The sequence below is a fragment of the Prosthecobacter sp. genome, assembly GCF_044227185.1.
GTDB lineage: Bacteria > Verrucomicrobiota > Verrucomicrobiia > Verrucomicrobiales > Verrucomicrobiaceae > Prosthecobacter.
The window spans coordinates 82117-100955 of the sequence record NZ_JBGAFO010000007.1 but is presented as its reverse complement, the minus strand read 5'-3'; the positions used below and the strand labels follow the sequence as shown (position 1 = coordinate 100955).

At 62.5% G+C, this 18839-nt stretch carries 11 protein-coding genes; 2 read left to right on the top strand and 9 right to left on the bottom strand.

Features of this window, described 5'->3' with window-relative positions; all coding sequences use genetic code 11:
- Window positions 1-2: 2 nt before the first annotated feature.
- The 4 genes from ACILSQ_RS17370 to ACILSQ_RS17355 form a co-directional block, all read right to left on the bottom strand.
- Complete coding sequence (locus ACILSQ_RS17370) at window positions 3-2552, bottom strand: c-type cytochrome (protein WP_395744928.1); 2550 nt, start codon at window positions 2550-2552, stop codon at window positions 3-5.
- Window positions 2553-2661: 109 nt separating this feature from the next.
- A complete protein-coding gene (locus ACILSQ_RS17365; protein WP_395744927.1) occupies window positions 2662-3600 on the bottom strand; it encodes a DUF6807 family protein in 939 nt (312 codons plus the stop codon).
- Window positions 3597-5015: a DUF1501 domain-containing protein gene (locus ACILSQ_RS17360; protein WP_395744926.1), complete on the bottom strand. Its 1419-nt coding sequence runs from the start codon at window positions 5013-5015 to the stop codon at window positions 3597-3599. Before ACILSQ_RS17360 ends, ACILSQ_RS17365 begins: the two co-directional genes overlap by 4 nt.
- A 3-nt stretch (window positions 5016-5018) precedes the next feature.
- A complete protein-coding gene (locus ACILSQ_RS17355; protein ID WP_395744925.1) occupies window positions 5019-8075 on the bottom strand; it encodes a PSD1 and planctomycete cytochrome C domain-containing protein in 3057 nt (1018 codons plus the stop codon).
- Between the two features lie 119 nt (window positions 8076-8194).
- On the opposite strand from ACILSQ_RS17355, the gene ACILSQ_RS17350 reads away from it, so the two are divergent.
- Together ACILSQ_RS17350 and ACILSQ_RS17345 are read left to right on the top strand one after the other, a co-directional pair.
- Complete coding sequence (locus tag ACILSQ_RS17350) at window positions 8195-8758, top strand: sigma-70 family RNA polymerase sigma factor (RefSeq protein WP_395744924.1); 564 nt, start codon at window positions 8195-8197, stop codon at window positions 8756-8758.
- Window positions 8751-10340 (top strand): LamG-like jellyroll fold domain-containing protein, encoded by a 1590-nt coding sequence (locus ACILSQ_RS17345; RefSeq protein WP_395744923.1) that lies wholly within the window; start codon window positions 8751-8753, stop codon window positions 10338-10340. The genes ACILSQ_RS17350 and ACILSQ_RS17345 overlap by 8 nt, the downstream gene beginning before the upstream one ends.
- A 5-nt stretch (window positions 10341-10345) precedes the next feature.
- Here ACILSQ_RS17345 and ACILSQ_RS17340 read toward each other — a convergent pair whose 3' ends face one another.
- From ACILSQ_RS17340 to ACILSQ_RS17320, 5 genes are read right to left on the bottom strand one after another with little or no spacing between them, the layout of a single operon-like run.
- Window positions 10346-11437 carry a serine hydrolase domain-containing protein gene (locus ACILSQ_RS17340; RefSeq protein ID WP_395744922.1) on the bottom strand — a complete coding sequence of 364 codons (1092 nt, stop codon included), beginning with the start codon at window positions 11435-11437 and terminating at the stop codon, window positions 10346-10348.
- Window positions 11434-13365: an MBL fold metallo-hydrolase gene (locus ACILSQ_RS17335; protein WP_395744921.1), complete on the bottom strand. Its 1932-nt coding sequence runs from the start codon at window positions 13363-13365 to the stop codon at window positions 11434-11436. The genes ACILSQ_RS17340 and ACILSQ_RS17335 overlap by 4 nt, the downstream gene beginning before the upstream one ends.
- Window positions 13366-13397: 32 nt before the next feature.
- Complete coding sequence (locus tag ACILSQ_RS17330; RefSeq protein WP_395744920.1) at window positions 13398-14702, bottom strand: amidohydrolase; 1305 nt, start codon at window positions 14700-14702, stop codon at window positions 13398-13400.
- A gap of 10 nt (window positions 14703-14712) precedes the next feature.
- Complete coding sequence (locus tag ACILSQ_RS17325; RefSeq protein ID WP_395744919.1) at window positions 14713-17505, bottom strand: family 16 glycoside hydrolase; 2793 nt, start codon at window positions 17503-17505, stop codon at window positions 14713-14715.
- On the bottom strand, window positions 17502-18716 hold the full coding sequence (locus ACILSQ_RS17320) for a DUF3500 domain-containing protein (protein ID WP_395744918.1): 1215 nt from the start codon (window positions 18714-18716) through the stop codon (window positions 17502-17504). Before ACILSQ_RS17320 ends, ACILSQ_RS17325 begins: the two co-directional genes overlap by 4 nt.
- Window positions 18717-18839 lie beyond the last annotated feature (123 nt).

The window sequence follows — 18839 nt, the reverse complement described above, 5'->3', positions numbered from 1 at the left end:
TGTTACTTGGTACTGGGCTTTTTGCCCAAATTTTTCAGCTCTTCCTCGGTCCACATGGCCATGTGGCTTTTGCTCTGCGCACGGATGCCGGTGACGGTTTTGGCGTCCACAGGGGAGGCCGTGTGCTCCCACTCACGGCGGATGTAAGTGAGCACGCCGGCGATGTCTTCATCGCTAAGCTGGGGCAGGGGAGGCATGGCCAGGTTGAAGCTGCGGCCGCCCACTTTCACCGGGCCGGCGAGGCCCTGCATCACGATGCGGGCGGTGATCTCCGGCTTGCCCAGCACCCATTCGCTGTCCACCAGCGGCGGGGCGAGTCCGTCGAGCCCAAAGCCGTGGGGCTGATGGCAGGCGGCGCAGAGGGTGGCGTAGATGGTTTTGCCTTTTTCAAACAGCGCTGTCTGCGCCTCGTTCAGCGGCACGATTTTCGGCGGGGGCGGTGCGCCGGGCTTGCCGGGCCAGGCGATGCGGGCTTCCACGCTGGTGAAGAGCTTTGCACTCGTTTTGTCCGTCATGGCGGCTTTCAGCTTCTTGAGCGAGGCAGGCTCGGCGTCGAGCCAGAGAAGTTTGGCGGGAACTTTGGATTTGGGATCTCCGCCAGCGGTGGCGAGGCCTTTGATGGCTGCCACCTGAACGGTGCCGCCCTGCGGCTGTGCAGCGGCGAGCTCCAGCATGTCTTCAAACGGCCCTGCCTTGTTGGCGGCTGCAAGCAGGGCACCGAGCGCCTCGATCACCGGGGTGATCTGAGCGGTGTTGTTTTTGGAAAGCTGGGCGGCCAGCAGTTTGGCAAAGGCGGCCTCTCTGCCGCGCAGGCCGGTGAGGGCGCCTTCGCGCACGAGGGCGATCTTGCCATGGCTGGCGAGCAGTTTGGCCAGGGCAGTGTCAGCGTCCGGAAGATTGAGGGAGCTGAGCTTGATGGAGAGGTGGGCGAGCACGAGGGCGTCTTTTTCTGCCGTCAGCGCAATGAGGTCCGGGGCGAGATCGCGTCCGGAAATGCGCACGGCCGCCGCGCGCACCTGAGCGTCTTTGTCAGCGAGAGCGCTGCGCAGGAGGTCAGGCGTGGCGGACGCAAGGCCATCGAGAGTCCAAAGGGCATGCAGGCGGGCAAGCGGTGTACCTGTGGCAAGGAGTTCCTTCAGCGCAGGAACGGTGGAGGCGTCTCCGGATTCCACGATGAGGCGCTGCGTGGTGTCCCGCACCCACCCATTGGCGTGGCTGAGAAGTTTCACATCCTTCGCGGCTTTCACTGGCTGCAGACGCTCCTTGGAGTCCGGCACAATGCGCCAGATGCGGCCCTGGTTGAAAGGCGTCTCCAGCTTGCGGTCCTTGATGTTGGCAATGAGGTAATGGGTGAGGAAGCTCTGGTGCTGAATGATGCCGCGGTACATGTCCACGAGGTACAGCGCGCCATCGGGGCCGTTGGTGGCCTCGACCGGGCGGAAGCGCTCATCGGTGGAGGTGAGGAACTCGGCGCTCCTGGCGGTGTTTGTTGCCTTCACGACGCCGTCCGCTTCGCTCATGGTGAAGCGCTTCACCAGGTTTGCGCAGGGTTCGGGCACAAAGGCGTTGCCACGGTAGGCAGCGGGGAAGGCATCGCCGCGGTAGATCAGCGCGCCGCAGGTGCCGGTGGGCTTGCTCAGTGTGCCGTCTGCACGCAGAGATTTCGGATCGTAGCCACGGTTCACGCCCGGCGTGGGGTGAGACGGATAGAGAGTTTGATCCGCGGCCACCTTGGCGTTGATGCTCGTCGCATTGCGCAGGAGCGGATTGCGCGTGAAGGCCTCCGTGGGCAGGAGGTCCGCGCGGAGCATGTCGGAGTTGTAGTTGAAGTAGAGCCTGCCGTAGTTGTCCTGGCACAGGCCCCACTGGCCGCGGCCAAGACCGCTGTCCTTCTGCCACATGCCGCCGCGCAGTTTAAAGCGGGTGGCGTAGCCGGCGCTCCAGATCGCATTATCCATGGCCCAGACGGGCGTGTTGGCCATGTGCTCCGGCTGGCCGCCGAGAGTGCCGTAGTCGCTCGCGACGACGTCTTTTACATCCGCCTTGCCATCGCCGTCCGTGTCTTTGCAAAAATACAGGTTGGGCGGCACGGCGACCAAGGCCCCGCCGTTCACGGCCAGCACGGCGCGGGGCATGACGAGATTGTCCAGAAACGGAGTGGCCTTGTCCATGCGGCCGTCGCCGTCTGTGTCTTCCAGAAGCGAGACGCGGCCGGTGGCCTCCTTTTCGCCCCCGCCTTCGAGGTCGTGCATGTAGCCGCGCATTTCCACCACGTAGAGGCGGCCCTGGTCATCGAAGCTCATCGCCACCGGAGACTCGATCATCGGCTCGCTGGCCACGAGCTCGACATGGAAACCCTTTTCGACCTTGAAGGTCTTCATTTCATCTTCCGGAGACAGCGGTGCCGGCGGCGGCAGCTTGAACTTCAGCTCGACCTTTTCCGGGCCGGCATTCTTCTGATGAACGGCGAACGCAACGGGCAGAAATGACGAGGCGAGAAGGACCAGCGAAGAACGCCGTAGGAGGGAGGGGAACCTTTGAGGAGGAGGCATGGGGACGGTTTTTTGATTTGAGCGGGGGAGGGGCAACTAACCAAAATCCGGGTGAAATCCTAGTCGCTCAATGACCAATTTTGATATTTCTGGTGTCGTACTGCGCACTTCATTTTTCCTTCTTCGGTTTCGGCTGGTCCGAGGCCTTGATGGTCAGGGCGGGCACGGGATCGTTCCTTCCAGCGAAGGCATTCCAGGCCTGCTGGAAGACGGCGGCATCGCGCACTTCGCCCTCGGACACGAGCCACTGGTAATGCAGCTTGAAGGGAGCCTCCGCTGTCGCCTTGCCTTTGGGGAACATGCCAAAGCGGCCGTAGTCACGGTAGGCAGAGGTGGCGCTGTCCTTCGGATTGTCCGGATGATTGAGAATGACAACTGTGAAGGTCTTGCCCTCCACCGTGAAGATCTCCGCGGCCCAGGGCAGGTCTTTGACCTTGTGCGCATCGATGTTCTCGCCGGGGAAAAGGTAGGTGGTGGTTTTGGTGTCCACCTTCTCAGACGGGCGGAATTGCGCGCCCGCATGTTCGGGGTCGCCGTTCATTTCAGCCTCACCGCTGACAGGCTTGATGGCGCTGGTCATGTCGATGCCGAGATAGAAGGGCTTGGCCGGAGTGGAGAAGGTGAAATGGCGTTCCTCCGTCAAAATCGGATCTTTGGTATTTCCCTGCCAGTCGATGAAAGCGGTGAAAGCAGAGTCCCCGGACGTCACTTTGGTCACCACCTGATCGCCGCCCTTCATGTGCCAGCGGTCATAGGGCTTGCCGTCGTAGCTGATCTTGCTAAAGCCGAGGAAGATGCCGCGATGGTGCGTGAAGTTGAAGCCAGGGCCTTTCGTCAGCTTCGTGGCTCCGCTGGGGTCAAACACGTGCAGGTAAGGCTTGTAGGTGTCGTGGTGCTTTTCCGGCGTGCTTAGATCATTTGCCGTCATGAGACGGGCGACGACCTTGCCACCGGCGGAAACATCGACGTGGTCTTTTTCCACGACGGCGATGTCGAAGGCGGCGGCTTTGAGCGAAAGGGCGAGGAGGATGAGGGCGGTGGGTTTCATGCGAGAATCTTCTTGATGACCTTCGCACCTTCGACGCCGGAGAGCTTTGCGTCCAGCCCTTGGAATTTGAAGGTGAAGGCATCGTGCTGGATGCCGAGCTGATGGAGCATGGTGGCGTGGAGGTCGTGCACGGTGGTGACGTTTTCCTGCGCGGCGTAGCCGAGGTCATCGGTGCTGCCGAAGGTGACACCGCGCTGAACTCCGGCCCCGGCCAGCCACATGGACATGGCCTTGTTGTGGTGGTCGCGGCCCACTGGACCTTTGTTTCCCTGGGCCATCGGCGTGCGGCCGAATTCACCGCTGAAGACAATGAGCGTGTCGTCAAACATACCGCGCTCCTTCAGATCTTTGATCAAGGCTGCGCAGGCCTGGTCCACTTCCTTGGCACGCAGTGGAAGCTCTTCCCGCAGAAGGCTGTGGTGGTCCCAGTCGCGATGATAGAGCTGGATGAAGCGCGTGCCGCGCTCCGCGAGACGACGGGCGAGCAGGCAGTTGGACGCGAAGGAGCCGTCGCCCGGCTGGCAGCCGTAAAGCTCCAGCGTCTTGGCGCCTTCCCCGCGGATGTCCATCAGCTCCGGCACGCTGGCCTGCATCTGAAAGGCCATCTCATACTGGGCGATGCGTGTGGCGATTTCAGGATCGTCGCAGATGGCTGCGTGCTGCTTGTTGAGCTTGTTGATCGCTGCAAAATCGCGGCCCTGCTGCTCGCGCGTCACGCCTTTGGGGTTGGTGAGATACAAAACGGGATCACCAAGCGAGCGAAGTTGCACGCCTTGATATTTGGAAGGCAGGAAGCCGCTGCTCCACTGCCGTGCGGCGATGGGCTGGGGGTTGCGCCCTTTGCCGGTGGACATCATGACGACGAAGCCGGGAAGGTCATCGGCCTCACTGCCGAGACCGTAGGTGACCCACGAGCCCATGCTGGGACGCCCGGCAATCTGCGCGCCCGTGTTCATGAACATGTGTGCGGGATCATGATTGATGGCGTCCGTGGTCATGGAGCGCACGAGGCAGATGTCGTCCGCCACGCCGCCGATGTGGGGCAGCAGCTCGGACATTTCCATCTGGCACTCGCCGTACTTCTGAAAGCGGAACATCGGTCCTTTGCACACAAGCTTCTGCCCCTGGAGCTGCGCAAGCTGCTGCCCTTTGGTGAAGGACTCGGGCATGGGCTTGCCATCCATCTCCGCGAGCTTCGGCTTGTGATCAAACAGCTCAAGCTGGGAAGGGCCGCCCGCCATGGTCAGCCAGATGACGCGTTTCGCTTTTTGCGGGAAAGGCAGGCTGCCCAGGACTCCGCGGGAGGCGGCCTGCAGCAGGTTGGGCTGCAGCAGCGAGGCCAGGGCCACGCTGCCGAGCCCCTGCGCGGTATGGCCGAGAAGAGCGCGGCGGGTCAGCGGAGAAAAGGTGTTCATGGTCTAGCTTCGCGTGATCGTTTCGTGAAGGTTCAGCAGCACGCGCGAGACGTGAGTCCACGCGGCGAGCTCGCTCTTGTTCAGATTGGCGGGCACGGAGGACGCGCCGGTTTTGAGCAGCGCCTCGGCTGCGGCGGGGTCTTTCTGATAGTCGGCCATCTGCTGGTCGAGAAGAGAGGACAAGGTCCTGAGTTCCTCGGCAGTTGGCTTGCGCTGCAAGGCCTGCTGAAAGGCCCACGTGATGCGCTGACCGGCATCGCCACTGCATTCGGTGAGAATACGTGCGGCGAAGGCGCGGGCGGCTTCGACATACGTCGGGTCATTGAGCAGGACGAGCGCCTGCTGCGGGATGTTGGAGCGGTTGCGCTCGGCCACGCATTCTTCACGGCTGGGCGCGTCAAAGGCGAGCAGGGAAGGATGGGTGAAGGTGCGCTGCCACCAGGTGTAGAGGCCGCGGCGATACAGGCCTTCGCCGCTGTCGTTCTGCCATTCGCGCTGCGGGAAGTTCAGGTTTTCCCAGTATTTGGCGGGCTGGTAGGGCTTCACGCTGGGGCCGCCGATTTTGGGAACGAGCAGGCCGGAGATGACGAGCGCATTGTCGCGCACGAGTTCGGCATCCAGGCGGAAGGGGCTCTGGCGCGCGCATTCGCGGTTGTAGGGATCGGCGGCAGTTAGCGCCTTCGTGGAGGTGGAGACCTGCTTGTAAGTTTCACTGCCCACGATGACGCGGATCATGTGCTGCATGTCCCAGCCGCTGTCCATGAACTCACAGGCCAGCCAGTCGAGCAGCGCCGGATTCACCGGCGGCTCGCCTTGCGCGCCCAGATCATCCAGCACCTTGCTCAGGCCGGTGCCAAAGAACTGCTTCCACAGGCGGTTCATCACCGTGCGGGCGGTGAGCGGGTTGTCCCTGGAGACAAGCCACTGCGCCAGATCCAGACGCGTGAGGTCGCGGCCTTCGATCTTGGGTTTTGGCAGGTAGCCTGGCAGCGCGGCCTTCACGACCTCGCCACTCTCATCCATCCAGTTGCCACGGGGCAGGATGCGCACGGTGCGCTTGGTGGCATCACTGACGGAGACGATGCACTTGGGCGCGCTGTTTTCAAAGTCGGCCTTCTCCTTCTCCACGGTGGCGATCTTGGAGCGCAGCTCTCTGAGTTCCGGGGCGATCTGCTTGTAAGCGGTGGTGAGCTGCTGCTTTTGAGCGGCGCTGCGTTTGTCGGGTGCGGCTTTGAGGATGGCTGCGATCTCAGCGGCGGGAAGCCCTGTGCCGGGCGCGCGGATAGGCTTGGGTGCGCTGGTGGTGCTGAGGCGGAGGTTGGCCATTTCATGATTCTCTCCCCAGGCAAACGTGAGGGTGAGAACCACGCTGGCATTGCCATCGGTGATGGGCTCGGCCAGCTCAAGGTAGAGCGACTGATCTGCTTTCGTGCCACCCAGTACTCCCCAGCCGTTGTTTTTCTGGTCGGCGATGCCATCGATGGCGGCTGCGGCGGCGAAACTCTTCTGCTCATACGTGGCGCTGGCATGCGCGAGCGCGATCTTTGCTTTCTGCTTTTTGTCGCCGCTGGTGAGCGTGACTTCGCTGAGCACGAAGTTGCCATTGGATGACAGGCCAATGCCGGGAAGCTTTTCCTTGAGAGCATCGATGCGGATGCCGGTGGTGCCTGCGGGCAGCCTGGTGGTGAGGGTGTAGGTCTCGGTGCCGTCGTTCTGTTTCCGCTCGTTGCGCTTGGCATCGATGACGCCGCGCACGATGCCTTCTTTGTCGGCCTTCAGGGTGATGTTCTTCTTGGTCGCAGCCGCAGTGACTTGCTTCACGGGCTGCCACTGGCTGTTTGTATTCACTGCTTCCAATGCCTGCTTTTCCCATGCTGCTTGAGCTGGTGCGAGATCGGGACGTGGCTTGGCAAACTCGGCCTGAAGGGCGGCAAGGCGCTGCGCGATATCCGCCTGCTTCTTCTGCCCCGCCTCGTCGAGCACCGTCATGCCGGGTTCGCGGCGGCCAAGGATCGGCTCTTTGATGTCGGCAAAGAATGCACCCAACGAATAGAAATCGCGCTGGGTCCAGGGGTCGAACTTATGATCATGGCACTGGCAGCAGCCGGTGGTCTGGCCCATCCAGGCATTGCCCACGGCGCGCACGCGGTCGGTGAGCATGCGCTGCTCGTAGTCCTTTGCCTGTGCGCCGCCTTCTTCAGTGGTGAGCAGCAGGCGGTTGAAGGCGGAGCCGACTTTGCTTTCCTGATTCGCATCCGGCAGGAGATCACCAGCGATCTGCTCCAGTGTGAAGCGGTCGAAGCGCTTGTTGCTGTTGAAAGCCTGAATGACGTAGTCGCGGTAAGGCCACACGTTGTGCGGGTTGTCGCTGTGGTAGCCGATCGTGTCGGCAAAGCGCACCACATCCAGCCAGCCGATGGCCATGCGCTCGCCATAGTGCGGGTTTTTGAAGAGGCTGTCCACGAGCCTGGCATAGGCGGCGGGTGAGGAGTCTTTTTCAAACGCGGCCACTTCCTCCGGTTTGGGCGGCATGCCGAGGAGGTCCAGGTAAAGCCGGCGGGCCAGTGTCCGCGCATCTGCCCGGGGCGAGGGCTTGAGGCCGATCTCCGAAAGGCGCTGCCGAACCAGTACATCCACTCCGTTTTTCCCTGCGGGAATGGCGGCCTTCACCGGTTTTTCATAAGACCAGTGCAACTGATACGCGGCGCCTTGGTCGATCCATTTTCTGAGGATTTCTTTCTGCCGCGGGGTGAGCTTTTTGTGTGAATCCGGCGGCGGCATGAGGTCGTCCTCATCCTGGGTGAGAATGCGGGATACGAGCTCGCTTTCCGCGCCTTTGCCGGGGATGAAAGCCTTCGCCTTCAGCGCCTCGTCTCGAATGTCCAGCCGCAGGTCGGCCTCGCGGTGCTTGGGGTCGTTGCCATGGCAGTAGAAGCAGTTGTCAGACAAGATCGGCTGCACATCACGGTTAAACACGATCTTTGCCGGCACCGGCGGTTCGGCGGCGTGAAGGCCGAGAGCGGCTAGCAGAAGGAGGCTGGTGGGTTTGAGCAGGGACATACGGGGAAAGAGAACGTGCAGAGAGAACGCGATATTGACCCCTGATTTGCCGCCGGGCCGGCGATCTCACAAAAAATGTTTTTGTGTGAGATTTTCCAATTCGCGGCAAACTCACGGCGATGACCGATCCGTCACAACTGGATGCCGTGCTCAGCGCCGTGGCGCGGGGAGACTCCGCCGCCTTCATGCAGGTGGTGCAGGCGCATGGGCTGATGCTGCGCAGCTACATCAGCGCGCAGGTGTTTAACAGCGGAGATGTGGATGATCTGGCGCAGGAGACCTTCATCGCGGCGTATCGATCGCTGAGCAGCTTCAGGCGTGGAGATGATCTGGGTGCGTGGCTGCGGGGCATCGCGCGCAACAAGGTGATGATGTACTTCCGCAGCAGCCAGCGCCGTGCGAGTGCGCTGGACCGCTTCCGCGCCGAGGTGGCGGAGATTGTGGGTGGCGAGCTGGATGCGGCCGCGGGAGATGAGAAGCCTGCACACATTGAAGCCCTGCTGCGCTGCATTGCCAAACTGCCGGACAAGCTGCGGCGCGTGGTGCACGCGGGGCTGGAGGGCATGAAGGTCCAGACGCTGGCGGAGGCACTGCAAACGTCCGCCGGGGCGGTCTATCAACTGCACTACCGTGCCAACCAGCTCCTGCGGGAGTGCGTGCTGAAGGAGGTGCAAAATGTCTGAGGAACTGCATGAAATCATCGCTGCGTGGTTTGGCGAGGAGATGCCTGAGGCGCGCCGTGCCGAACTGCTGAAGCGGCTGCGTGAAGACGGCGAACTGCGAAAAGAACTGGCGACGGAACTGCGCACCTTTGGAAGTCTGCAGGCGGTGCAGGCGCCGGAGCCGCGCTGGCTGGAGTTGCAGGATGAGCTGGGGCTGGCAGCTGCGAAGAACGATTTCTCCGACGAGCGCCTGCGTGAGGCGCTACGCAAACAACCGCGCCCGTTTGTGGCCTCCTGGTGGCGGCCTGTGGCAGCACTGGCCGCCTGCCTGGCGGCGGTGTTTGCTGTGCTACTGCTGATGAAGCCGAATCAATCAACAGTGGCGGCTGCTGGCCGTGAAAACCTGGCGCTGGTAGTGAAGGCGGATGAGGTGAAATGGAACGCGGCGCAGGCCGACGTGCCGAAGGTCGGAGACTTGGTAGGTGTGGGGAATCTGCGTTTTGACAGCGGGCGGCTCACGCTTGCCTTTCTGAGCGGCGTCAGCGTCCACATTGAAGGTCCGGCCGATCTCACGCTGCAGGATTCCGAGCGCATCACCTGCAGGCGCGGCAACGTGCGCACGCATGTAAACAAAGGTGCCGAGGGGTTCACCATCGAAACACCTGGCGGTGCCGTGGTGGATCTGGGCACGGAGTTTGGCGTGAATGTGGAAGGAGAGGGCAAAACGCAGGTCATGGTCTATCAGGGTCAGGCCGAGCTGGCGATGCTCTCGAAAGACGGCAGCCCGCTGCGGACGCGCCTGCTGAGCGCCCAGCAGTCGTCAGAGCTGGACCCGCGGACAAACACGCTGCGTGGCATTGATCCACGTGAGATGCTCACCGCGCCTGATCTACGCATTCCACCCCTGGTGCTGAGCGCGGACTATTCTCAGCGGATTCTCAAATCCAAACCGCTGCACTACTGGCATGGGCCTGCGGCGCAGGGCGGGCACATTGAGGATGCGGCGCCCGGTGGCGCGAAAGCGCTTAACATCCACGGGCCGATTGCGCCGCAGTCGGATGGGAGCCTGGCCTTCTCTGCCGACAGCGAGCCGCAGTTCCTTCAGGCGGATGGCGAGTGGACGCCTCCCGATGAGTTTGCCGTGGAGCTCTGGTTTGCCAGCGATGCCTTTCACAGCAGTGCTCTGGCGGTGCTGCATGCGCTGGATGATGAGAATGACACCCTCTCCCTGCTGCAACTGACGCGGCGGGATGCACGCAATGCCCTGCGTCCGGGGCGCGTGCGCTTCCTTTTCCGCTGGCCGCCCGGCAGCCGGGACGGCATGAATGTTTACAGCGCTCCGCTCTACACGCCGTATCGCTGGCAGCATCTCGTCTGCCAGCGGCGCGGAGATAAGCTGGAGATGTATCTGGACGGCAGGCTGGTGGGAGATGCCGCTCTGCCGGGTGCGGAAAAGACCACCGCTTGTGCCCTGAGCTTTGGCCGCTTGTTTAAAGCAGCCGGGCATCGGGAAGGCCGCCAGTTTGTGGGTCGGATGGCCCAGATGGCGGTGTATGAGCATGTGCTCAGTGCGCAAGAAATCCGCGAGCACGCGGCGCGTTGACGGCATCAAATCGGCCGCGCCACCACGTCGGAGACAGGATGCAGAATCGTGTCGCCAGAGATGCGGGATGGCAGCGAGGTCAGGATGACGCACGTGGTGTCCGTGGTCGGATCTGCCCACGCGAGTGTGCCGGTGGACCCGGAATGGCCAAAGCTCTGTTCTGAGCAGTCTTTGCCAAAGCCGTCCGGGCCAAGCGCAAAGCCAATGCCGCGCCGTGCGGCGAGGCCCTGCGTGTGGTTTTGCAGCATGAGCTTCATTGTCTCCGGGCGCAGCACCTTGCCGGACAGATGCAGGAACGAATCCAGAAAGCGCGCCACATCGCCTGCGGAGCCATGGGCGCCGCCCCAGGGCGCGGCGAGATTTCGCCAGTAGGGGCTGTTCCAGTCCCAGGAGGCTGCCTTGGGATCGCCCGCGCCTGATTCCGGAGCAGCGTGCTCAGTCTGGCAGCGGATGGTGTCTTCAATTTTGAAGCGGCCGAGGCCAAGCGCGCTGCGGCTCATGCCGAGCGGCGCGAAAACTTCCTTCGCTAGAAACTCCGGCAGCGGAGTTTGGGTGATGCGCTCCACGATCTCCGCCGCCAGCAGGATGCCCATGCTTTGATAGTGATACTTCATGCCAGGGGCAAACAGCAGCGGCGTGCGGAGGGCTCCTTGCACGAACTCCGTCAGCGGTGCGTGTCGTGCGCGCAACGCCGCATTGTTCTCCAACTGGTCAGGCAGCCCGGAGGTGTGGGCGAGCAAATGCTCAAGGGTGATCTCCTTTCGCGCGCCCTCGTTGAATTCCGGGAGAAATTTCACTGCGGGATCGCTGATCCGCAGCTCTCCCCGGTCTGCCAGCACCATTGCTGCCGTGGCGGTCATGGTCTTGGTGATGGACGCGAGCAGGAAGACGGCATCCGCATTCGCGGCTTTGCCAAAGGCCTGCTCAAAGGTGTCCTTTCCCCGGCGCACGTGCAGCACAGCGGACTCCAGCGTGCCGGTGTCGATTTGTTTCTGGATGATCTCAACGGCGGCATTCATGGGGGAGGGAGTGATGGCGCGGCCGGTGGTGGCCGCCAGTCCGGCGAGGGAGGTCAGGAAGGTTCGGCGGTTCGTCATGGGGCAGGGGTTTTTGCTTCAGGTTCCCGGGCCTGAAGGATGAAATCAAAAAGCTGGCCGTAGTGCCGGCCATCCAGAGTGATGTCCATGGGCACGATCTGCACGCCCGCGGCCACCTGGGCGGGGTCGGCGGTGAGCTTCACCTTGAAACTCTGGCGCGACTTCGGCGGCACGCTTCCTTCAAGCGTGGACGGCTCCGCACGAACCCCCGGCGGAAGCTGGAGCACGACGCGGTGCTTTTGCTCCGTGGCGCGGAAGTTGCGCACGGTGATGCTGACCTCCTGCGTGGGCTGCTGTGTCAGGTCCACACGATACGGATAGGAGCTGACCCAGTAGGGGTCGAAGAGGTATTCATAATCCGTGTCGGGCAGCAGCTCCTTGTATTCGGCAATGATGCGGCGGGCCCAGTCGTGGTAGCGTTCGATGAAAGCCTTCGGCTCCGTCATCAGCACGCCATGCGCGCCCATGATGATGTCGGGCTGCAGCTTTTGCAGATACTGCGCGGCGACGAGATAGCCTTCCTCAACGATGGCGCTGTTTCGGGCATTCACGCACTCGTGGCCGTTCTGCGCGGGATCAGCGGGATCGCCAAAGAGGTTGTCTCCGGTGAAGACGATCTTCTTGCCGTCCAGTTCGAGCCAGAGCGCGTTGCCAAACTCCGTCTGCCCGGGCATCCAGTCGATGTGCAGCTTGTAGCCTTCCCAGTCGATGACGTCACCCGCTTTGAGAATGCGGTCGATCTTGGCCTGCTCAAACCCGGCGTTGTAGGCGCCGATCATCGCCGGGTAGTCGTAGTAGCGCGGGTTTTCGCATTTGTCGGCGATGCTGTCCATCGTCCAGAACTTTACGCCATGTTCCTTCAGCGCGGGGAAGAGCGTGAAATGGTCGCCATGCGAGTGGGAGATCCAGCAGGCGTCGATCTGCTTGAGCCCGAGAAACTCCTTCATGTCGCTGATGATGCGCTCGAGCACGAGCTTTGGAAAGAGGCCGCAGTCCAGCAGCAGCGCATGGCCGCTGTCGGCAATGATGATGGCAAAGTTCTTGCCCGCCATCTCCGGGCCGAACATGTAGAGGTGCGGTGTCACCTGCACGATGTAGTGAGCCTGCGTTTGCTTGGTGGCGGGATGTTGCGGGCGCTTCCCGAAGGACTCCACGGGATAGCCGCGCACATAATCTGGGCGAAATTGAGTCAGCCGCTTCTTGTAGGTCTCGAGCTGTGCCGTCGCATTCGCGATGACTGGCCCCTGTGATGCAAAGGCAGTGTCCGGCTTGATCGCGATCAATTTGTCCACCGTGGCGGTGAGCGCATCCAGTCCCTTGGCGAAGCCATAGTCCCACTCCGTGTCGAACCAGTTCGTCATCTTTGCGCCGTCATGCATGACGCCGCCGGTGAACACAAGCGTGTGGCCGTCCTGCTTCATCACGAAGCTCATGCCGCCCGGTGAGTGCCCCGGCGTGCTGACGCAACTGAGCGTGAAACCATTCCACGTGAAGCTGTCTCCATCGCTCGGCGCCTTGTCGATCTTCACCGCCCGGCCCAAAGGGCGGAGGTAGCTGGAGCCGTGGACAGTGAATTTGTCACTGAGGCGCGGGTTCCAGTGGCGAAACTCATTCGGTGTTTCAAAGAAGGCCTGTTCTTCCTTTGGTGCGGCCACCAGGGTTGCCGGGCGTGTCAGGTTGGGCGCTCCCTGGCACAGTTCGCGATGATGATCGGTGAAGAGCACCCAGTCGACCTGCTTCACTCCGATCTCGTGCAGGTGCTTCAGCACCTCGCCGTCGCCAAGATTGATCAGAAGGGCGTGGTCATCGTGCTTCAGCACGTAAACATTGCAGGTGTCCTGCCACACATGCACGCCCGGCGCCGGCTCTTGGAACGCGGCCTGCGCGAGGCTTTGGAGAAGCAAAAATGCAGCGAGGAGACGAATCATGAAACTACCAACGGAGCGGACAGGCGATTCGCTCACTGCCGCCTGAGTTCGCTCAGCACGGCGAGCGTCATCGCTTTGACGCCAAAGGTGATCGAGGGCACGGGCTCGGGGCGGTAAAACGGCGAGTGCAGGCTGGGCAAGGCTTCCCCCGTGGCTTTCGCCTGCTCAAACTTCTCGGGTGCCACGGTGCCCAGCCAGGCGAGGAAGATGGGGATCTTGTCAGAGGTCATCGTGTAGCGGGAGAAATCCTCGCCGGCCATCGTGGGCTTGCGTTCCACGAGGCTCGCCTTGCCAAAGGCATCCGCCCACACCTGGGTCACACGCGTGGTGAGCGCCGGATCATTGTAAACGGAGGGGGTGCCGGGCCCGATCAAGGTGATTTCCGGCAGCAGATTTTCAGGCAGCCCGGCGGCGATGGCCAGGCCGTGGCAGATGCGCTTGATCGCGTCCAGCACCTGTTTGCGTGTCTCCGGGCTGGTGGTGCGCACGGTGAGGCCCAGCTCCACCTTGTCGGGGATGATGTTGCTCTTGGTGCCGCCGTTGAACTTGCCCACGGTGATCACCACCGGCTCCACGGGATGCAGTTCACGGCTGTCGATGGTTTGCAGCGCCAGCACAATCTGCGACGCGAGCACGATGGGATCTTTCGTCAGATTCGGCATGGCACCGTGTCCGCCGATGCCTTTGACGACAATCTCCACCGTGTCCGTGCTCGCGGTGGCCGGACCACTGGTGAAGCCGAAGGTGCCCGCTGCGAGGCTGGAGTCGCAATGCAGCGCCAGGCAGACATCCGGCTTGGGGAAGCGCTGGTACAAGCCGTCTTCGATCATGGCCAGCGCACCCAGGCCGCGCTCCTCGGCCGGTTGTGCGATGAAGACGAGCGTCCCTTTCCATTGATCCTTCGCGGCCGTGAGCGCCCGTGCTGCACCCAGCCAGCACGTCATGTGCATGTCGTGTCCGCAGGCATGCATGACGGAGACTTCATTGCCCGCATCGTCCTTGGTGGTCACCTTGCTAACGTAGGGCACCGAGCCGATTTCGCGCACTGGAAGTCCGTCGAGATCGGTGCGGACGAGCACCGTCCGCCCCGGCCCGTTCTTCAAAACGGCCACCACGCCAAAACCACCGACCTTTTCCGTCACTTCAAAGCCCGCCTTGCGTATTTCCTCCGCCATGCGGGCGCTGGTCTTCTCCTCATGCAGCGAAAGCTCAGGATGCGCATGCAGATGCTCGTAGAGCTGGATCAGCGAGGGCCGTTGTTCTTCGATGAAGGTGTCGAGCGGCTCCGCGGCGTGCAGGCTGAGGGTGAGGAGGAGGGCGAATACAAACAGCTTCATGCGGGAAAATTTAGGGTGTCAGTTCCTTGATGAAAAGGTGGCGGAATTCCACGGCGTCTTTGTGGTTTTGCAGGGTGATGGGGCCTTCGGCGGGGATGCCTTTTACGCGTGCGCCTTGGATCACTTGAGTGCCATTGAGTGACACATCCACGCGGTTGCCGCGCAGCGTGATGATGAAGCGGTTCCACTCTCCTGGGCCTTTGTCGGCGCGGGCGCTGGGCATGGTCTTCATGCGCTCTTCCTGGGTGGCCTCGGTGTCCTTGAATTTGGTGCCCACCTCGCCGCTGCCGCAGGGCTGGCACCAGATGTTGATCTGGGCTGCACGGACGCCGCGCAGATAGATGCCGCTGTCGCCCCAGGTAAGATTGTCCTTCATGATCACCTTGCCGGCCGCATCGGTGTGAAACTGCCCGTCCTCCATGAGCCACTGGTGAGGCTTCACCACCGGTTTGCCGGTGAGGCGCCAGTCGAGCATCAGCGTGAAGTTTTTGTACTTCTTTGTGGTGGAGAGATTGTAGTCCTTTCCGGCTGCGCGGGGCGGTTCGTCGGTGCGCAGACGGATCACACCATCGGCGATCTCCCACACACCGTCGAGGTGCGCGTCGTGCTGCCAGTTGGCCCACGTCCGGCCGTCAAAGAGGGGGACGAAATTCACGGGCGGGAGGCCATCACCAAAACTCTGCACCTCTTCGAGCGTCGGCGGTGTCTTGCGTTCGGATGTGGCGGCGCGCACGCGTGCCGTGTCGGCGGCGGTGAGAAACGGTGCGCGGTTGCCGAAGCTGTTGCGGATGTAGTTGGAGACATTGGCCACCCAGCTGTCAGAGTTCGCCCCCATGGGCACCATCTCGGTGGGATATTTGTGTCCGTTTTGGTGGGGGCCGGTGAGGCCGTGCAGCAGCACCATCAGCACTCGTTCCGGCGGCCCCTGCACCAGTGGCGAACCTGCCAGCGCTGGCGCGAGTGTGGCTCCTTTCTGAGGGCCTTCAAACGGTGCGCCTGCACCGGAGAGGCCGTGGCAGGCAAAACAGAGCGCGCGGTAGGCCACCTCTCCGGAGCTCATGGAGTTCTTCTGCACCTGCGTGAGGCTGTCATCCGTCAGGAAGGGGCTCACAGGAGTGAGAAGCTGCTGGGCGATCTCGCGGACACCCCGCACGGAGTGTTGAGTGGAGAGACGCTGCAGGCTGGCGGCGGCCTCCGGCCAGTTGAGAAGCTTGGCCGTCATCAGCCCCTGCATCACCACGCCGGCATCGGCATCATCGGTCAGGCGCTGCACCTGCCGCTGCAGGGAGGCATCGCCTTTTTTAAACAAGGTCTCGCTCACGCGGATCGCCGCGCTGCGCATCTGCGGCTGCGCGTCCTTGAGCAGATCGCTCACCAGAGCTGCGTCGAGCGCACCTGTTCCCTCCAGCGTCCACAGCGCGTGCAGCCGTGCCACAGGGCTGCCATGGCTGCGCGCCATTTCCACGAGGGCGGGCGCCACGCTCTTGTCCTGCTTCATCACCAGCAGCTTCTGCGCGGTATCGCGCCACCAGCCGTTTGGATGTGCGAGCTGCGTTACGAGTTCCGCGGGCGTGGACTCCAGCAGGCGTGGCTGCGGTCCCGGCTTTGCCCCCTCATGCACCAGCCGCCAGATGCGGCCACGGCCGATGTTCTTTTCCAGGCCCAGATTTTCGACGACGCCACGCAGATAACTGCCACGACGAATCGCGACCGCCTCCTGCACCACACCCCGGTACATGTCCACGATGTACACGCAGCCGTCCGGCGCGGTGGCGAGATTCACGGGGCGGAAGTTGGGATCGGTGGAGCGGATGAATTCGGATTTTTCATGCGGATTGCGCAGCATGGTCACGCCGTCGTTCAGCGTCACCTTGGCGCGACGCACCAGACGGCCCACGGGCTCGCACATGAGGAAGTCGCCGCGCAGATCGGCGGGCATGCGGTCGCCGCGCACGATGTCGCTGCCGCAGGGGGAGGAGAAGTGGTTGAGGGTTTTGTCCTCGGGGCGGAAGCGCATGGGGCCACCCTGAACGTCGGCAAGGCCCACGAGGGGCCATACGGCGGAAAAATCGGGATCGGTCTGGCCGTCGATGTTGAAGGCGCCGTAGAGGATGGGCTGCTGGAAGTTGAGGGGGCCACGTTCGGCGCCGCCAATGAACCAGGGCTTTCCATAATCATCCTGGGAGAGGCCCCACTGGCCACCGTTGGGTGCTGTAGGTTCCTTTAAGGGGGCGCGGCTGGGGCCGTTCCAGCGCAGGCGGTGGGCGTTGTAGCTGGAGTAAATCCAGTTGTCCATGCACCACACGAGGCCGCTGGGCTGGTGCTCCAGATTGCCGCCACGGGGGCCGCCGGTATACCAAAGTTCCTTTTTGTCGGCCACTCCGTCGTTGTCGGAATCGCGGTACAAATACAGGTCATCTGTGTCGGATTCGGCAATAATCACGCCGCCGGCGAGCGGCAGAATCATGCGGGGGAGGATGAGGTTGTCGGCAAAAACGCTGTGGCGGTCAAAGTGGCCGTCGCCTTTGCTGGACCAGTGCATGGAGACGCGGCCGTTTTTGGCGCGCTGGTCGGTGCCTTCGAGGTCCTGCATGAAGGCGCGCATTTCGGCGACGAACATGCGGCCATTGCCATCGAAGGCGATGGCGACGGGTTCTTTAATCACCGGATCGCTGACGACGAGTTCGAGGCGGTAGCCGGGCTGGAGGTGGAAGGTGGCAAGTTCCTGCTCGGGGGTGAGATAGGGCACCTGCTCTGCTGCGCAGGTGGTGATGGCGAGCAGAAGGGCGAGGAGGTTTTTCATCCGAAGTAGGCGCTGAAGGGGGCATTCATATCGTCAGCAACGTGGATCCAGATATGGACGTGGGGGGCGCCGCGGAAGTACCAGACGAAGGAGGGGCCTTCGATGCGCCAGATGTCCCACTCTTGATCGGCACCCATGTCGAACTGTTCGTAAAAGGCCATGCTGCAGGCGTCGATGCCGCCTTGTTTTTTGAGGCAGCGGAGGACCTGATCGCGGTATTCGGGCTGGTAGGGTTCGAGGAGGGCTTCGAGGGTTTTGAGGACGGCGTCTTGTTGATCGCGGCCCATGGATGAGATGGGGAGGCCGGGGAAGCCGCCTTTGGGGCCGCGAAAACGGATTTCGGATTCGCGCCGGTCATCGCGCTCCACGCCGGGACGGATGACGGTGCGGTCGATGTGCTGGGTGAGTTCCTTGTGAAGCTGGGTGAAGTTGACGCCTTCGGGATGGCGCATGGCCTGATCCACGTGCGCGACGGCACCGGGGTCTGAGGAGACAAACGGCGCGTTCCCTTTGATCAAAGCCTTGGCACGCTGCTTTTCATCCAGCAGCGCATACACCTTGTTCGCCAGCAGGGACTGGTACCACCAGATGTTCCGCGGGTGCCCGGTCTTTTCGTAGAAGCCGGTGGGCTGATGGCCCTGGGAGATGCCGCCGCCAAAGGCGGAGGAGGTGTTGTGGCCGCTGCCGGCGCGGAGGGTGAGATGGAAGCCGGTGACGACGCATTCGAAGTTTTCGCTGTCGGGCGTGCCGAAGAAGGCGAGGGCCTGGTCGGCGCCCCACGGCCCATAGTCATCCTGCGCCTGCTGCTGAAATTTCTCCGTCCATCCCGGCGCGAGGACGGTCTTCATGACGTCCAGCACCAGGCCACGTTGCTTGTCCGTGTAAAACTCGCTGCCAAGAAGCTGCGGCGTGATGAGCCAGGCATTCGCCATGTGCGCCCGCAGCAGCACGCCTTTGGGATCCGGCGTGTGCAGCGGCTTGCGGCCATATTGGATGTCCACGCGGTGGTCCCAGTCAAAGCACATGGCCGCGCGCTGCACCGCGCTCAGGCTGGCATGCAGCTCCCGCATCGGCTCGTGGGAGGCGCTCAGGGCCTTGGTTGCCCCCACCGCCGGAGCCGTGCGGGAGGCGATGATGCCTCCCAGCGCGCCCCAGGAGGCGGTTTTGATGAAATCACGTCGGGAGGCCTGGGAATGGATCAGTGCGTTCATGGTGCGGATGCCGGAGGTTCAATGCACGCACACAAAACGCACGACGGGCGCAAATCATGCGCTTCCTCATGAGGTCAGGGGAACTCTTTAGAAATGCCGCCGGGACGCCTGGCGTTTAATCGC

Excerpts from the sequence above, each read along its gene's own strand:
- ACILSQ_RS17360 (WP_395744926.1), bottom strand. The coding sequence starts at position 5,015 with ATGAACACCTTTTCTCCGCTGACCCGCCGCGCTCTTCTCGGCCATACC.
- ACILSQ_RS17335 (WP_395744921.1), bottom strand. The coding sequence starts at position 13,365 with ATGATTCGTCTCCTCGCTGCATTTTTGCTTCTCCAAAGCCTCGCGCAG.
- ACILSQ_RS17340 (WP_395744922.1), bottom strand. The coding sequence starts at position 11,437 with ATGACGAACCGCCGAACCTTCCTGACCTCCCTCGCCGGACTGGCGGCC.
- ACILSQ_RS17320 (WP_395744918.1), bottom strand. The coding sequence starts at position 18,716 with ATGAACGCACTGATCCATTCCCAGGCCTCCCGACGTGATTTCATCAAA.
- ACILSQ_RS17355 (WP_395744925.1), bottom strand. The coding sequence starts at position 8,075 with ATGTCCCTGCTCAAACCCACCAGCCTCCTTCTGCTAGCCGCTCTCGGC.
- ACILSQ_RS17325 (WP_395744919.1), bottom strand. The coding sequence starts at position 17,505 with ATGAAAAACCTCCTCGCCCTTCTGCTCGCCATCACCACCTGCGCAGCA.
- ACILSQ_RS17370 (WP_395744928.1), bottom strand. The coding sequence starts at position 2,552 with ATGCCTCCTCCTCAAAGGTTCCCCTCCCTCCTACGGCGTTCTTCGCTG.
- ACILSQ_RS17365 (WP_395744927.1), bottom strand. The coding sequence starts at position 3,600 with ATGAAACCCACCGCCCTCATCCTCCTCGCCCTTTCGCTCAAAGCCGCC.
- ACILSQ_RS17350 (WP_395744924.1), top strand. The coding sequence starts at position 8,195 with ATGACCGATCCGTCACAACTGGATGCCGTGCTCAGCGCCGTGGCGCGG.
- ACILSQ_RS17330 (WP_395744920.1), bottom strand. The coding sequence starts at position 14,702 with ATGAAGCTGTTTGTATTCGCCCTCCTCCTCACCCTCAGCCTGCACGCC.
- ACILSQ_RS17345 (WP_395744923.1), top strand. The coding sequence starts at position 8,751 with ATGTCTGAGGAACTGCATGAAATCATCGCTGCGTGGTTTGGCGAGGAG.